This window comes from Bacteroides sp. K03 (assembly GCF_019734355.1).
Lineage (GTDB): Bacteria > Bacteroidota > Bacteroidia > Bacteroidales > Bacteroidaceae > Bacteroides > Bacteroides nordii.
This window is the reverse complement of the sequence record NZ_JAASHC010000033.1, coordinates 45,331-60,336: the sequence shown is the minus strand read 5'-3', so window position 1 is coordinate 60,336 and position 15,006 is coordinate 45,331. Positions and strand designations below refer to the sequence as shown.

Annotated in this window: 15 protein-coding genes; 12 read left to right on the top strand and 3 right to left on the bottom strand. The window is 37.6% G+C overall.

Translation table 11 applies throughout. The features are described 5' to 3' along the window. Nucleotides 1-317: 317 nt before the first annotated feature. From HCG69_RS17550 to HCG69_RS17540, 3 genes are all read right to left on the bottom strand, one after another. Complete coding sequence (locus HCG69_RS17550) at nucleotides 318-887, bottom strand: Crp/Fnr family transcriptional regulator (protein ID WP_221651121.1); 570 nt, start codon at nucleotides 885-887, stop codon at nucleotides 318-320. Nucleotides 888-964: 77 nt separating this feature from the next. Further along, entirely contained in the window at nucleotides 965-1,681 is a 717-nt protein-coding gene (locus tag HCG69_RS17545; protein ID WP_221651120.1) for a DUF4396 domain-containing protein, read from the bottom strand. Nucleotides 1,682-1,817: 136 nt separating this feature from the next. Next, the gene (locus HCG69_RS17540; protein WP_221651119.1) at nucleotides 1,818-3,320 is read right to left on the bottom strand and encodes a glutamine synthetase family protein; all 1,503 of its coding nucleotides are present in this window, start codon (nucleotides 3,318-3,320) and stop codon (nucleotides 1,818-1,820) included. Between the two features lie 248 nt (nucleotides 3,321-3,568). Here HCG69_RS17540 and HCG69_RS17535 point away from each other — a divergent pair, with 248 nt between their 5' ends. From HCG69_RS17535 to HCG69_RS17480, 12 genes are all read left to right on the top strand, one after another. Then, nucleotides 3,569-4,282 carry a DUF169 domain-containing protein gene (locus HCG69_RS17535; RefSeq protein WP_221651118.1) on the top strand — a complete coding sequence of 238 codons (714 nt, stop codon included), beginning with the start codon at nucleotides 3,569-3,571 and terminating at the stop codon, nucleotides 4,280-4,282. Between the two features lie 15 nt (nucleotides 4,283-4,297). Continuing rightward, entirely contained in the window at nucleotides 4,298-4,747 is a 450-nt protein-coding gene (locus HCG69_RS17530; protein ID WP_221651117.1) for a GNAT family N-acetyltransferase, read from the top strand. Between the two features lie 16 nt (nucleotides 4,748-4,763). Continuing rightward, on the top strand, nucleotides 4,764-5,612 hold the full coding sequence (locus tag HCG69_RS17525) for a hypothetical protein (protein WP_221651116.1): 849 nt from the start codon (nucleotides 4,764-4,766) through the stop codon (nucleotides 5,610-5,612). A gap of 104 nt (nucleotides 5,613-5,716) precedes the next feature. Continuing rightward, entirely contained in the window at nucleotides 5,717-6,916 is a 1,200-nt protein-coding gene (locus tag HCG69_RS17520; RefSeq protein ID WP_221651115.1) for an MFS transporter, read from the top strand. After that, nucleotides 6,916-7,587 carry a vancomycin high temperature exclusion protein gene (locus HCG69_RS17515; protein WP_221651114.1) on the top strand — a complete coding sequence of 224 codons (672 nt, stop codon included), beginning with the start codon at nucleotides 6,916-6,918 and terminating at the stop codon, nucleotides 7,585-7,587. Before HCG69_RS17520 ends, HCG69_RS17515 begins: the two co-directional genes overlap by 1 nt. A gap of 175 nt (nucleotides 7,588-7,762) precedes the next feature. Continuing rightward, nucleotides 7,763-9,295 (top strand): ATP-binding protein, encoded by a 1,533-nt coding sequence (locus tag HCG69_RS17510; RefSeq protein WP_221651113.1) that lies wholly within the window; start codon nucleotides 7,763-7,765, stop codon nucleotides 9,293-9,295. Nucleotides 9,296-9,734: 439 nt separating this feature from the next. After that, nucleotides 9,735-10,151: a DUF3788 family protein gene (locus tag HCG69_RS17505; protein ID WP_221651112.1), complete on the top strand. Its 417-nt coding sequence runs from the start codon at nucleotides 9,735-9,737 to the stop codon at nucleotides 10,149-10,151. Nucleotides 10,152-10,326: 175 nt separating this feature from the next. Continuing rightward, nucleotides 10,327-11,448 carry a DUF362 domain-containing protein gene (locus tag HCG69_RS17500; RefSeq protein WP_221651111.1) on the top strand — a complete coding sequence of 374 codons (1,122 nt, stop codon included), beginning with the start codon at nucleotides 10,327-10,329 and terminating at the stop codon, nucleotides 11,446-11,448. Between the two features lie 69 nt (nucleotides 11,449-11,517). Further along, nucleotides 11,518-12,027, top strand: a complete 510-nt coding sequence (locus HCG69_RS17495) for an ECF transporter S component (protein ID WP_221651110.1) — start codon at nucleotides 11,518-11,520, stop codon at nucleotides 12,025-12,027. Between the two features lie 4 nt (nucleotides 12,028-12,031). Then, on the top strand, nucleotides 12,032-12,427 hold the full coding sequence (locus tag HCG69_RS17490) for a phosphoribosyltransferase (protein WP_221651109.1): 396 nt from the start codon (nucleotides 12,032-12,034) through the stop codon (nucleotides 12,425-12,427). Between the two features lie 85 nt (nucleotides 12,428-12,512). Beyond that, nucleotides 12,513-13,442, top strand: a complete 930-nt coding sequence (locus HCG69_RS17485) for a DUF362 domain-containing protein (protein WP_221651108.1) — start codon at nucleotides 12,513-12,515, stop codon at nucleotides 13,440-13,442. A gap of 4 nt (nucleotides 13,443-13,446) precedes the next feature. After that, nucleotides 13,447-14,970: a 4Fe-4S binding protein gene (locus HCG69_RS17480; protein ID WP_221651107.1), complete on the top strand. Its 1,524-nt coding sequence runs from the start codon at nucleotides 13,447-13,449 to the stop codon at nucleotides 14,968-14,970. Nucleotides 14,971-15,006 lie beyond the last annotated feature (36 nt).

Sequence of the window (15,006 nt, the reverse complement as noted above, 5' to 3'; positions counted from 1 at the left end):
CAATATTAAGAAATTTATTCTTATTAACGTTCATAAAGAACTATGTTTTCCATGGCAAAGATAATGGTAGAGGAACGAGTCGATCTTCGTAGAGGAAAAAGTAAGAGAGACAATGTCTTGATTATCAATGTCTTGACAAGAGGTTGAAATGTTGTGTATTTTCAACACTCAAACGATCTCTTTATCTGTTTATTTAGCATTTATATGTATCTGAAATCACAACATGACTTAGCCTTTTTATAAATAATCCCTGTCATAAGGTTATTGCTTGTGAATCAGGCAATGATAGAGAAAGCTCAGCAAATTTAGATAGGTTCTTACTTTTGTACTAATTTTCTTCGGAGCCTACTTAATGTTTCGGGACAGATCATAAGATAAGATGCCAGTTCTTTGAGAGAGATAAGATTGAGTAACGCAGGACAACGGTCAAGGATTTCTATATAACGTTCTTCGGGCGTCATGCTATACATAGCAATCATACGGTCGTATACTTCCCACAGCAATGTTTCTGCAATACTTCTGCTCAACCGTTGATTCTCAATATTCTGTTCATAGAATTGAGTGATCTGCTTGTTTGAAATAACGTATACGGAACAATCACATAGTGCTTGTATCTCAACATTTGAACGGTCTTCAAGACGACAAGCCGGATAATTGCCAACAAAGGAATTTTCAAATGTGTATCCTACTACTTTGCTTTCTCCTGCACTGTTGATACAATAATAACGAAAAGAACCGGAAGCAACATACCCCATTTTATAGCAAACTTCGCCTTGGCGGTTGAAGTACTCTCTTTTTTTATAATGCATCAGTTCTCCGTTCTGAAGTACGAATTCTATTATTGCAGAATAATCAATTTTGGACGTATATTTATTAAAATCACTCACTGCTACTTTATACTACTATTTATTGTACAAAGTTACAGAATATATTGAAAAATAACAGAAGTGCATTCCATTATCCGTTACATCCCCTTTTTAATCCCCAGCTTTAGGAGCAGAACATTCATAGGGAAAGCACAAATAAAACCGAAGAGCATAGCAATCTGCATCATAAACCAAAATTGCCATGAATCTTTTGCTAACGGGAAATTTACAAATAGTATGAAATAAACAATGGCCATCCAACCATACATACCTACCTGCCAGGAGGTCAATGAGAAGAAATCTGCTTTAAAAGCACGGACTATACCTTTTGAAACTGAGAGATTTTCCATCTCCCGAATAGCATAGAACTGAAAATAAACTCCTATTATCAAAGCCAAAATAAAATCAAGTATCCAATTACCCAGAATCATACTGCCACCAATGCTTATGGGAATATAATGCGTAATCCACTCCCCGACAATATCTGCTAACGTACATCCCGCTCCGCAGTGTAAAGTAGAAAGAGCAACAGACTGCCATTGTGGATGAGTTTTACTCATATCCATTTCCATATTCATGTCCATCTTCATGCTTTCACCAGTCATATTCTGTTCAGGCATTATCATTTTAGCGGTTATACTTTGCCCAAATTTATTGTAAGCCCATAGTGCAAGATAACTTCCCCATAATGCAGTTAATATCCACACTACATTCATTATTTTCATAGATTGTTTATGGCAGGTAAGATCATATGCGATATGAACGGCAATACCAATTCCGGAACAAACAAAAAATACAGCAATCAGATTGAACATACTTTTATAGTTTTAAAATAATTGTAAGTACAACAGTCGATTTTTTAAATGGTTCACTGTACCGGTAGTAAATAAACAAAGGGTCCCGGCATTTGCAGAATACCGGGACCCTTTGTTTATAAAATTTGGTAATGCGTTATCCACAGTGGAAAAACTCTTCCACTAATTCCATCATCTCTATGGGTTTATCCTTTATATCACTACGCAATGTGCTGTCATTGTATGCACGCAGCTTAGTGATAATACCGTCAATCATAGCCGGGCTGAATACATTATATTTTTCAAAGAAAGCACGTTGTTTCTCAAGGCAACCTGCAGATGCCGCACAACTGTCCGGAAGTTGTTCCAGCGTTTTCAGCTTATCTGCATTCTCTTGTTTGTGGATATTCACGTTGACATAAGTCTTTTCGGCTACATCTAGTGCATTTTCCATTTCAAAACCATAACGGCAGGCCACTGCAAGTCCGGCTATCAATTGATAAATATCTGCCGAACCATCCGGAGAACGCATTTCTACAGTTTGCTTCTGAGTAGTGTCATAATTGGCAGGCTTCTCCAATGGATTGGCGAGCATACACATGTCAGTTTTGGCCGACCAACCTAATGGAACACGTACTAATACTGAACGGTTGCGGTCTCCCCAACAAATATTGGTAGGAGCTTCCTGATGTGGTACCAGACGGAAGTAAGAAGTAGGGTTCGTATTTCCAAAAGCAGTGATAGAAGGTGCAAGTACCATCATACCGGCAATTGCTTTACGGGCAGTTTCGGATAGTACGCCCTCTTTTAACATTTGGTTTTGTCCGTCTTTCATAATGCGCATGTGGATATGCAGACCTGATCCTGCTTTTCCAACAGTAATTTTAGGAGCAAATGTGATATTGTATCCATAAGAAAAGGCTAGGTTACGAATCACCCATTTTGCAATCATCAATTGATCTGCTGCATCTTCTGCACGTACCGGAAGGAATTCTATCTCATTTTGTTCATATATCATGCCATCCAGCGCAAAGTTGCCAACTTCTGAATGACCATATTTGATCTGCCCTCCCGTTTGTGCAATATATGCCATACATTCTGTACGGAAATCGTTAAACTTGGCATAAGGAGTCGACTCATGATAGCCACGCTGATCAGTTGCCGGAAACATATCCTCATCTTCTGAGATCACATAATATTCCAATTCTCCCATTGCTTGAAATTCCATACCAGTTACATCTTTAAAAGCCTTACAAGCTTTATGTAATGTATATTCGGGAGAACTTTCCAGGGGTTCACCATCTTTATTAAAGAAAGAACAAAGCATGGAAACTGTTGGCAATTCTGCAAAAGGATCAACAAAAGCTGTACGGAACCGGGGAATTACATATAAATCACTACTACCTGCTTCTATAAATGGGAACAGACTGGAGCCATCCACACGTTCGCCACATGTCAGGATTGCATCTAAATAGGCAGCATTGTTGATGACAAAATTCAAAGTCTTCAATCGTCCGTCTGCTGCAGGATACATGAAATTGATCATCCGGATGTCATTCTTCTGAATATAAGTGATGATGTCAGCTTTTGTAAATTCGGATGCTGGTTTCTGAAGAAAGGCCACCAGCGAATGGGGGCTCATTGATAGTTCTTGGTTCATAATACGTCGGTTGTTTTTTATTGTTACATGGTTAACAGTTATATTTTGAACCAAAGATAACAAAAAGTTAGTTAGTTGAGTTATATATGTTGATAATAAAACACCTTTGCTTAACAAATGTTAGCGATTCGGCTATTATCTTCTTTTTCCAGCTATTTAACGCTTGTTCATTGATAAATACCATTCTTTATCTTAAATTTGCGAATATTGCCCTTCTACTTAGTAAAACTCTTAAAAAAACTCAGAAAATGGAAATAAAAACATTTATAGCAAACTACCGGGAAGCTTTTGGAGAGGTGGCAGAATTACCAATCGTATTTTGGTACTCTGATACTCCTGAAAGCCAGACAGAAAAGATCAATGGTTGTTTCTTCAAGAACATGAAAAAGGTAAGAGACGGACATATTATCAGCTTAAATGCAGATGTTATCGGATGTGGTGGTGGAAAGTTTTATACAGGTTTTACCGATATGCCGGAACATGTGCCGACTTTTGTTTCCCTGAAAGAGAAATACAAACAGACCCCAGAGATGGTAACAGAGTTTATTGAACGTTTGGGGGTACCAAGGACTGCAAAGAATTATCTCCACTTTGCACCTATAAATAAGGTAGATACTTTCGATCAAATTGAAGGAATTTTATTTCTCGCAACACCTGATATGCTTTCCGGACTTACGACATGGGCTTGTTTCGATAATAACTCAGAGGATGCAGTTACATCACAATTCGGTTCCGGCTGTAGTACTGTAGTGACTCAAACAATCCTTGAAAACCGGAAAGGTGGAAGGAGAACTTTTGTGGGATTCTTTGATCCATCCGTGCGCCCTTACTTTGAACCGGATGTATTAAGTTATACAATTCCTATGTCCCGTTTTAGAGAAATGTATCAAACCATGCGTAGTAGTTGCCTGTTCGATACTCATGCCTGGGGAAAAATCAGAGAGCGTATGCAACCTCAATAAAAAAACAAAACTAATATGGATTCTATTATAGTTAGAAAATTGGCAGAACATGAAAAAGTTACTGCAATGCAGTTGTCATGGGATGTTTTTGTAGAATTTGATAATACGGATTGTAGTGAAGAAGGATTGAAAAACTTCCGTAATTTCATTGATGATAAAGAAATGGTGGACAGTCTTGATGCTTATGGCGCTTTTGATGCCAATAAACTTGTGGGCATTATTGCAACAAGAAGTACAGGAAGTCACATCTCATTATTTTTTATAAACAAGGAGTTTCACTACCGGGGAGTAGGTCGTAGTTTATTCAATTTAGTCTTAGAAAATAGTAAAGCAAAAGAAATGACAGTCAATTCCTCTCGCTATGCAGTGGGATTCTATCACAAGTTGGGATTTACAGATGTTGAAAAAGAGCAGTTGACAGATGGAATCCGGTATACTCCAATGAAATACATACGACAAAAATAAAAAAGATAATAACGTTATGCCCTATACGCATTTTGGAAAACAAGCAGATGTATTCAAACATGTCATTTTGTGTGAAGTACTAAAGAGAGAAAAACCGGACCTATATGTAGAGACGAATTCTGCCTGTGCAGAATATATGCTAAGTAATAGTTTGGAGCAACAATATGGTATCTGCCATTTTCTGAATAAAGTATCAGAATATAATAAATTTACCGATTCAATTTATCTGAATTTGGAAAGAAAGGCATACCGGGATCATTTGTATTTAGGTTCTCCCGGATTGGCCATGAATATTCTGAATTCTCCTTCGGATGAATTGCTTTTCTTTGATATCGAAAAGGAACCTTTGAAAAACATTGAAGCATTTGCCCTACGAGACGGATTTAGAAACCGAATAAGAACATTCAATCAGGATTCTATCGGAGGAACGATGGAGCTATTACCGTCTCTTCCTGTCTCTTCTTTTATACACATTGATCCGTATGAAATAAATAAATCCGGAGAACCGGGAGGTTTTACTTATTTTGATGTGTTTCTTGAAGCGGCACAGGCAGGTATAAAGTGTTATTTATGGTATGGCTTTATGACTTTGAGTGTGAAAGAGCAATTGAATGCATATATTCTTAATGGCCTCCGAAACAATAAAATAAAGGGATGTGCTTGTGTAGAGTTAATTCTTGAAATAATAGAACGAAATACCATTCCTTGTAATCCAGGGATACTTGGAAGCGGAATATTAACAGCCAATTTATCGAAGGATAGTAACACTATTCTACAGGATTATAGTAACCTGTTAGTCAATATGTATCAGGGAGCAATTTACAACGGAACTAACGGAACTTTATACAAAGAAGTCATTTTATAGCCTGAAAAAAATAATTATTTAGTATTTCATTTAGTGTAGACCTGCTGTGTTTTTGTACATTTGCAGCCAATTTCACGAATATAGAGATAACAGGAGGTCACAAAATGATACAAAATCCACAACGTCCAGTCAGTTCAATTGCTTTTCCTATATTGATAGCACTAAGTATTTCTCATTGTCTGAATGACTTATTGCAATCTGTCATAACAGCAACCTATCCCCTATTCAAAGACGATTTAGCTTTAAGTTTTGCTCAAATCGGGTTGATTACATTGGTTTATCAAATGTCAGCATCGGTATTCCAACCAGTATTCGGGCTTTTTTTTGATAAACGTCCGGTAGCATGGACGCTTCCCGCAGGAATGCTTTTCACAATGACAGGGATGTTGAATCTTGCTTTTGCTTCCAATCTGCATTGGATACTTCTTTCTGTATTTCTGATTGGTATCGGTTCTTCTGTTCTTCACCCGGAAGCATCACGCATCACTTCACTTGCTTCCGGAGGAAGAAGAGGCCTTGCACAATCTTTGTTTCAGGTAGGTGGCAATTTGGGTGGTTCATTAGGTCCTCTGTTGGTGGCATTATTGGTTGCTCCTTATGGGCGTCATCACATAGCTTTGTTCGCTATCTTGGCATTTCTGGCTATTCTGGTAATGATTCCCGTTTGCAGATGGTATAAAAAATATTTAAACCGGATAAAATGTGAATCTGTCACTATGAAGGCACATTTTGCTATGCCATTGCCAATGAACAAGACTGTTTTTTCTATTACACTTCTGCTTATTCTGATTTTCTCCAAATACATCTATATGGCAAGTTTGAACAGCTATTACACGTTCTATCTGATTCATAAGTTTGGAGTCAGTGTTCAGCAATCACAGCTTTTCCTTTTTGTCTTTTTGATTGCTACAGCTATCGGAACACTGGTTGGAGGTCCTATTGGAGATCGCATTGGGCGGAAATATGTTATCTGGGTATCAATTCTTGGTACGGCCCCTTTCAGCATGTTGATGCCTCATGTAGGTCTTGTATGGACAGTAGTACTTAGTTTTTGTGTTGGTCTGATGCTCTCGTCGGCATTCCCGGCTATCCTGTTATATGCACAAGAATTACTTCCTAATAAACTTGGATTGATTTCCGGTTTGTTCTTTGGTTTTGCTTTCGGAGTTGCTGGTATTGCTTCTGCAGTGCTGGGGAATATGGCAGACAAATTCGGCATTGAAGCTGTTTATAATGTTTGTGCTTTCATGCCTTTGCTTGGGTTGGTTACTTGGTTTCTACCAGATTTGAAAAAAATAAAATAATGATGAGTAAGATAAAAACAAAGAAAACTGGCAGGTGGAAAAGAAGACTCAAATGGGCTGTTCCAATCGGAATACTTTTGATTGTTGTAATGACGATGGCTGCTAATTACATTGTTGAATATACTACTGACTCATTGGTCTATAAGGATCCGGTTTCCATTCCCTATAACAAAGTCGGACTATTACTGGGAACTTCCAAAACTCTGCGTTCGGGTAATCCTAATCAGTATTTCCGGAACAGAATACAGGCAACTGTTGCTCTCTTTAAAGCACGGAAAATAGATGCTATTGTTATTAGCGGTGACAACAGTCGTGAGGGTTATAATGAACCCGAAGACATGAAAACTGAATTGTTGAAAGAAGGTATTCCTGAAAATAAAATCTATCTGGATTATGCAGGTTTTAGAACACTTGATTCTGTAGTGCGTATGGAAAAGATTTTCGGTCAATCCAGTTTTACCATCATATCTCAAGAATTTCATAATCGCCGGGCCATTTATATAGCGCAAGCCAGAGATTTACAGGTAGTGGGTTTTAATGCAGAAGATGTGAATGCCTACAGTGGTTTTAAAACACAGCTTCGTGAAAAATTTGCAAGAGTTAAATTATTCCTGGACTTATATACAAATAAGAGTCCTAAATATCTGGGAGAAAAAATTATTATTAAATAATATATGCATCTATTTTTTCATCTATGGTTTAATGAGGGAGTGGTTTACATAAAATAATACTCCTAAAAACTTTTTAATCAATAATTTGTTATTCTTTTATAGGAAAAAGAGAAGGACTTTGGTAGCCTACTATATTGAAACAGATTAGATTGATACAAAACCAGAGATAAAAAAGATGGATAATATAATTTTTACAGGAGCACATGAGCATACTATAGAAACTGTGCCAGATATGATATTTGTATATAATGAACAAGCTACACTTTTGAATATTATTAATCCCAGTCGTAACTTACCATTTAATCCGGAGGGAATGATTGGCAAAAAAATAGAAACCTTTCTGGATTGGGAAACGGGACGAATTTGTATGAAACATTTCCGGAAAGCTATTGCTACCGGAAAGTCTGAGTTTTTTGAACTTGATCTGGAAGAAAACGGAAATAAACATTGTTATGAAATCCAAATTTCTCCGATTGACAGAAATAGAGTAATAATGACCGCGCACGATATTCCTCAAGCGTATGCCTCGCAATTGGAATTAGAACGTACACAACTTTCTCTTAGCCGGGCTAAAGAAGAACTTGAGACCAGTAATTCAATACTTTCATCTGCTTTGAGCATTGCCGAAGTATTGCCATGGAGTGCCGATCTGGTGACGCATACCTTCTCTACCGATTACAATCTCTATCACCATGAGAGTGCTTCGGGACCTGATAATAATGGGAAATACAACATTTCTATTGATGAATATCTGGAAAAAGTTCATCCTGACTTTCGTGAACACATTTCAACTGTATTCAAAGAGTTACGTGAAGGAAAGCGAACCGAATTTCATGAAGTGTATCAAATACATTGGTATAATGACCGTGAATATGAATGGGTAAATAAGCAAGGAACAGTTTTCAGGTATGATGTAAAAGGACGTCCTATTAGTGTAATCGGTTCCGGTATGGTCATTACGAAACAGAAAAACATGGAAGAGTCTCTAAGACTTGCCAAAGAACAAGCAGAACAAAGCAATACACTGAAATCTGCTTTTCTGGCAAATATGAGCCATGAAATAAGAACACCGCTTAATGCTATTGTCGGATTCTCAGAGTTATTGACGGAAACAGATAATCCGGAAGAAAAAAAAGAGTATGCAGGAATTATTTTGAATAATAATGCTCTTCTTCTGCAGCTGATCAGTGATATTCTGGATTTGTCTAAGATCGAAGCAGGTACTTTGGAGTTTGTTTATTCTGATATTGATTTAAATAATCTACTGGCCGAGGTAGCACAGACCGCCCAAATGAAAGCAAACAATCCGGAGCTGAAGATTGCCTTTACTGACCATCTGCCGGAATGCATAGTGAATAGTGATCGCAATCGTTTGCTACAAGTGATACACAATTTTGTAAATAATGCTATTAAATTTACTCCTCAGGGACATATTCACATAGGTTATAAGTTGAGTCCGTCAGGTGAACTCTATTTTTATGTAGAAGATACAGGATATGGCATACAAGCTGATAAGGTGAATGAGGTATTTGAACGTTTCGTTAAATTAAACAGTTTTATACAAGGAACAGGTTTGGGACTTTCTATTAGTAAAACCATTGTTTCTCATTTGGGTGGTAATATAGGAGTTTTCTCACAGGAAGGTAAAGGTTCTACTTTCTGGTTTACTTTACCACCCAAAAGTATCGTTTCTATGAGTGAAAAGTAAATATCTGATATTCTAAGAAAAGATAACTCTTTTATAATCATAGAAAAAGAGTGGGCAACAAATCATTTGTTTACCCACTCTTTTTTGTAACCCCAGAATTACTAATTTTCAGGAATTATCTCATTGATACCTGATAGTGCATTCAATGTACGGGGAAAACCAATGTATGGCAAGTATTGGTAATAACAGAGATTAATATTTCTTTATTAATAGTTTTTTTCAATACTGCAGGCTATCTACGATACAAAATTATTCCGATTTTATTAATAGATTGCTATACCGATTACTGATATATGTACCTTTATTACTGATTTGTGAAGTTCTATAGGGCAAGCAAAGAAAAAACTCTTATTTTTGCATCAGCATTAAAGATTACTGAGCTATGGGTATCAGCACAATAACATGATTTTTCCAATGAATAATCAAAAAATACGCAAGAATGGAAACATTGGCACTGAGAGATGAAAACATACTTCCAACACAAAAGGTCTTAGAAGCTGTTTTGTGTGGTAGTTACCCGACATTTGAAGAATTGAATGCTTTATTGATTACTATGGAGATAAGGCCGGAATGGAATTATTACAAAGATGGTAAGGCCTGGTTGTGTAAAATGATGTTCAAGAAGAAGAATATGGGTTGGTTACATATTTACGGTGGATTCTTCAGAGTATCATTTTTTTTTATGGAAAGACATTTAACCGCTATTGCGGATCTGAATATATCGGATTATATAAAAGAAGATTTTTATAAAATGAAATCCATTGGCAAATTATTGCCGATGTCAATAGCAGTTAGTGATAAAGAAAAGCTGGAAGATGTTTTAACCGTTTTACGCTTTAAAAAGAGTTTGAAATAAAAAGAGAGAGGCTCTTTATTAATATTCTCTCAATCTTTATAGAAAATGTATCAATAGCTATTCGATCTATTTTCTATAGAAGAATAAATAAAGGATAAATGATATATTTGCAATATGCTATTCAAATATCTTTTTAATTAACCTTTGATAGTATATACGCTACAAGAATAAAATTATGAACACTTCAAAAGTTTATTTTACAAATCTGCGGACTACCCCTACCTCCAATCTACTTGACAAAATGGAGCGGCTGGTAAAGCAAGCTGGTGTTGGAACCATACCTCTTAAAGATAACTTTGTGGCTATTAAAATTCACTTCGGGGAACCGGGAAACCTGGCATATATACGTCCGAATTATGCAGCACGAATGGCCAACCTACTACGTAGCTTTGGCGCAAAACCTTTTTTGACAGATTGTAATACACTGTATTCCGGGCGGCGTGCCAATGCCGTTGACCATTTACAGAGTGCAATGGAAAACGGTTTTAACCCCATTTCGGCACAATGTCAGGTTATTATAGCCGATGGGCTGAAAGGCACTGACTGCAAGGAAATCTCACTAAACGGAGAGTATTGCAAAGCTCCCAAAATAGGAACGGCTATTGCCGATGCTGATGTTATTATTAGCATGAATCACTTCAAAGGACATGAACAAACTGGATTTGGTGGTGCTTTGAAGAATCTCGGAATGGGATGTGCCAGTGTAGGTGGAAAGTTGGAGTTGCATAGCGCTTCTCAACCCCGAATTGATATCAATAATTGTAAAAGCTGTAATATCTGTGTAAAACATTGCGCACATGATGCCGTACATTTGAATGTAAATCGTAAAGCAGAAATCGATTACAAAAAATGCATCGGATGCGGGCAGTGTGTTGCCCTGTGTCAGTATGATGCAGCTGTAATGGGTGACGAAGATACCTCTGAACGCCTGAATTACAAAATAGCCGAATACTCACTTGCTGTAGTTAAAGGTAAACCGCACTTTCATGTGAGTTTTATTATGAATGTATCTCCGGAATGCGATTGCTGGAATCATAATGATGCTGCTATTGTACCCGATTTAGGGATTCTGGCATCTTTCGATCCGGTAGCTCTGGATAAAGCTTGTGCCGACTTAGTGATACAAGCACCTATTCTGCATAGTGGAAACCGCTTATCTGACAAACATGAACAGGATGATTTATGCGGTTGTGATAAATTCCATCTGATGCATCCTGATACGGATTGGTTGGCTGGATTAAAACATGCAGAGAAAATAGGATTAGGAACAATGGATTATGAATTAATTCGTGTGTGAAATTAAACCATTCTTTGAATATACAATCTAATTTTAAATACAATGTTATCAATCAAAAACAGAATAGAAATGGAAACAACAGTTAAACTTTATTCTTTGAATTACAGTAATGTGAAAACGTATTTGTTCGCTTTGCTATTTGTAGCAGGCAATATTGCATTACCTCAATTGTGTCATTTGGTACCTGCCGGTGGTCCTACCCTATTGCCTATTTACTTTTTCACACTAATCGCATCGTATAAATATGGCTTTCGTGTAGGCTTGCTGACTGCTATTTTATCACCAGTTATCAATCATTTACTATTTGCAATGCCTTCGGCAGCTGTACTACCTGTTATTCTTACTAAATCTGCTTTACTTGCGGGAGCTTCTGCATTGGCTGCCCGTTATGCAAAAAAAGTTTCGTTATTAGCTATCTTGCTTGCAGTACTGTCTTATCAGGTTGTAGGTACAGCCCTTGAATGGGCTTATTTAGGAAATTTCTTTGCTGCTGTACAAGATTTCCGTATAGGTGTTCCGGGAATGCTTATTCAATGGTTTGGTGGCTATGCACTGCTCAAAGCTATTGCAAGAATCTGACAATATGGCAAAAACATTTGATGAGGTGATGGAACGTTTTCGTTCCATCACATTCGAGGATGAATTTGATATGATTGTAGCCATTGCCAATGGTGGAATTGTTCCGGCGGGTATCATTAATCAGCGTTTACAAAAAGAGATTCATTTGTTGAAAATCAATTTGAGAGATGAATATCAACATCCAAAGTATGATCAGCCCAAACTTTTGGTACCAATTAACTTCGATTTCAGAGATAAGTGTATTCTCTTGGTAGATGACCGTATAAAAACCGGTTCTACTATAAAATTGGCCAAAGAACTGATGCAAGAAGCCAGAATGATAAAAACTTTCGCCGTTAACGGAAATGCAGACTATGCTCTTTTTGATGAAGCTTGTTTTAAATTTCCGTGGATTATCTGAATAGTAGATTGTAAATAGATAACGTACCTATGTGATACAGATCGGATAATGGTCATGACTGTAGGGAATAAATAGAAAATAAAAGATGGACAGAAGAGATTTTCTGAAAACAGTAGCAATTGCGGGTGCGGCAATGACTATACAGCGCTCAGAAGCAATGGAAGTACTGACACAAGCCGTAAATAATACTGGTAAACCTGATCTCGTAGCTGTAATGGGTGGAGAACCGGAAGTGATGTTTCAGCGTGCAATTGCTGAACTGGGAGGTATGAAACAGTTTGTGAAACCGGGGCAGAAAGTTGTGGTAAAGCCCAATATAGGGTGGGATAAAGTTCCGGAATTAGCTGGCAATACCAATCCTAAATTGGTTGCTGAAATTGTAAAACAGTGTTTTGCCGCCGGAGCCAAAGAAGTTACTGTATTTGACCATACTTGTGACGATTGGCAAAAATGCTATAAGAACAGCGGAATTGAAGCTGCTGCTAAAGCTGCCGGAGCCAAAGTAATGCCTGCCCATCTGGAATCATATTACCGTTCTGTGGATTTGCCAAAAGGAAAAAATCTGAAGAAAGCCAAAATACACGAAGCTATATTGAATAGTGATGTATGGATCAATGTGCCTGTCTTAAAAAATCATGGTGGTGCAAACCTTACTATTTCGATGAAAAATCATATGGGAATAGTATGGGATAGAGGTTATTTTCATAAGAATGATTTGCAACAATGCATAGCTGATATCTGCACTATGCAAAAAAAGGCAGTATTGAATGTGGTAGATGCTTACCGTATTATGAAAACCAATGGTCCGCGTGGACGTTCAGCCTCAGATGTTGTACTGGCTAAAGGGCTTTTTATCTCACCTGATATCGTAGCCGTAGATACAGCAGCCGCTAAATTTTTCAATCAAGTACGCGAAATGCCTTTGGATACCGTAGGGCATCTTGCCAAAGGGGAAGCCTTGAAAATAGGTACAATGAATCTGGACAAACTGAACGTGAAGCGAATTAAGTTATAAACACATGTTGAGAAAAATACGTATAGGTATATCAGTGGTTCTGTTTACGCTGATTACATTTTATTTCCTGGATTTTGCGGGTATATTGCCCAATAGTTTTCATAGACTGGCACACATTCAGTTCATTCCGGCGCTTTTGTCCTTTAGTATTGGTATACTGATTTTTCTAATTGTATTGACATTACTGTTCGGGCGGATTTACTGTTCTACTATTTGTCCCATGGGTGTTTTTCAGGATGTAGTGGCACGGGGCTCAAAGTTTGTTGGAAAGAAAAAGAAAAGATATAGTTATAGTCCGGCAAAGAATATTCTACGTTGGATTGTTGTAGGGATCACAGCTATTTCCTTTTTCTGTGGTTTTACTGCGATACTTGGGCTGCTTGATCCTTATAGTGCATACGGCCGGATAGCAGTCAATGTGTTTAAGCCGGTGTATATGTTGGGCAATAATTTATTGGAGTCTGTATTTTCTCAATTTAAAAATTATACCTTCTATCAGGTAGATGCTTCTGTTTTGAGTGTGGCTTCACTTGTGATAGCACTACTCACTTTTATCATTATCCTATTTCTTGCCTGGAAACATGGGCGTACATGGTGTAATACAATCTGTCCGGTAGGAACTGTTTTAGGATTACTAAGCCATTTTTCCCTATTTAAAATTCGGATTGATCAAAATAAGTGTAATGGTTGTGGTTTGTGTGCAACTAAGTGTAAAGCTGCTTGCATAGACAGTAAAAACCATGTTGTTGATTATAGCCGTTGTGTAGATTGCTTTGACTGTCTGGAAGTATGTAATAAGCATGCGTTGGTTTATGCTCCGATTTCAGTATCTACCCCCAAAGAGGCCGCAGATAATTCTAAACGTCGTTTTTTAATGACAGGGCTAATAACAGCAGCTACTGCACCCAAAGTGTTGGCACAAGTTAAAGAGACAGCAGCAACTCTGTTGGGAGGCAAAAAGGCATATCAAAAGAAGAATCCAATAACGCCTCCGGGATCTGTTAGTCGTGAGTACTTTCAGAACCACTGTACATCTTGCCATCTTTGTGTTAGTAAATGTCCCTCGCATGTGTTGAAACCTGCATTCACAGAATATGGATTAGGAGGAATCATGCAACCTACGGTGAATTTTGAAAAGGGATTTTGTAACTTTGACTGTACTGTTTGTGGAGATGTATGTCCCAATGGAGCCATAAAACCATTGACTGTGGAGGAGAAACATCTGACTCAAATGGGATATGTAGTCTTTATTGAAGAAAACTGTATTGTGTATACAGATGGTACCAGTTGTGGTGCCTGCTCAGAACATTGCCCGACACAAGCTATAGCGATGGTGCCGTACAAAGGTGGACTGACGATTCCTCATGTGAATACAGATATCTGTGTAGGATGTGGCGGTTGTGAATATGTATGCCCCTCTCGTCCGTTCCGTGCAGTTTATATAGAAGGTAATCCGATACAGAAAGCAGCTAAACCGTTTAAAGAAACAGAAAATGAAGAGGTCGAGATAGACGGATTCGGATTCTGATTATATTCACCACTGACGATACAGATTAATACTGAT

What these genes read in the sequence shown, in the direction of transcription:
- HCG69_RS17480 (WP_221651107.1), top strand. Translation starts at nt 13,447, where the DNA reads ATGTTGAGAAAAATACGTATAGGTATATCAGTGGTTCTGTTTACGCTG.
- HCG69_RS17545 (WP_221651120.1), bottom strand. Translation starts at nt 1,681, where the DNA reads ATGTTCAATCTGATTGCTGTATTTTTTGTTTGTTCCGGAATTGGTATT.
- HCG69_RS17500 (WP_221651111.1), top strand. Translation starts at nt 10,327, where the DNA reads ATGAACACTTCAAAAGTTTATTTTACAAATCTGCGGACTACCCCTACC.
- HCG69_RS17520 (WP_221651115.1), top strand. Translation starts at nt 5,717, where the DNA reads ATGATACAAAATCCACAACGTCCAGTCAGTTCAATTGCTTTTCCTATA.
- HCG69_RS17490 (WP_221651109.1), top strand. Translation starts at nt 12,032, where the DNA reads ATGGCAAAAACATTTGATGAGGTGATGGAACGTTTTCGTTCCATCACA.
- HCG69_RS17530 (WP_221651117.1), top strand. Translation starts at nt 4,298, where the DNA reads ATGGATTCTATTATAGTTAGAAAATTGGCAGAACATGAAAAAGTTACT.
- HCG69_RS17535 (WP_221651118.1), top strand. Translation starts at nt 3,569, where the DNA reads ATGGAAATAAAAACATTTATAGCAAACTACCGGGAAGCTTTTGGAGAG.
- HCG69_RS17515 (WP_221651114.1), top strand. Translation starts at nt 6,916, where the DNA reads ATGATGAGTAAGATAAAAACAAAGAAAACTGGCAGGTGGAAAAGAAGA.
- HCG69_RS17510 (WP_221651113.1), top strand. Translation starts at nt 7,763, where the DNA reads ATGGATAATATAATTTTTACAGGAGCACATGAGCATACTATAGAAACT.
- HCG69_RS17540 (WP_221651119.1), bottom strand. Translation starts at nt 3,320, where the DNA reads ATGAACCAAGAACTATCAATGAGCCCCCATTCGCTGGTGGCCTTTCTT.
- HCG69_RS17485 (WP_221651108.1), top strand. Translation starts at nt 12,513, where the DNA reads ATGGACAGAAGAGATTTTCTGAAAACAGTAGCAATTGCGGGTGCGGCA.
- HCG69_RS17525 (WP_221651116.1), top strand. Translation starts at nt 4,764, where the DNA reads ATGCCCTATACGCATTTTGGAAAACAAGCAGATGTATTCAAACATGTC.
- HCG69_RS17505 (WP_221651112.1), top strand. Translation starts at nt 9,735, where the DNA reads ATGGAAACATTGGCACTGAGAGATGAAAACATACTTCCAACACAAAAG.
- HCG69_RS17495 (WP_221651110.1), top strand. Translation starts at nt 11,518, where the DNA reads ATGGAAACAACAGTTAAACTTTATTCTTTGAATTACAGTAATGTGAAA.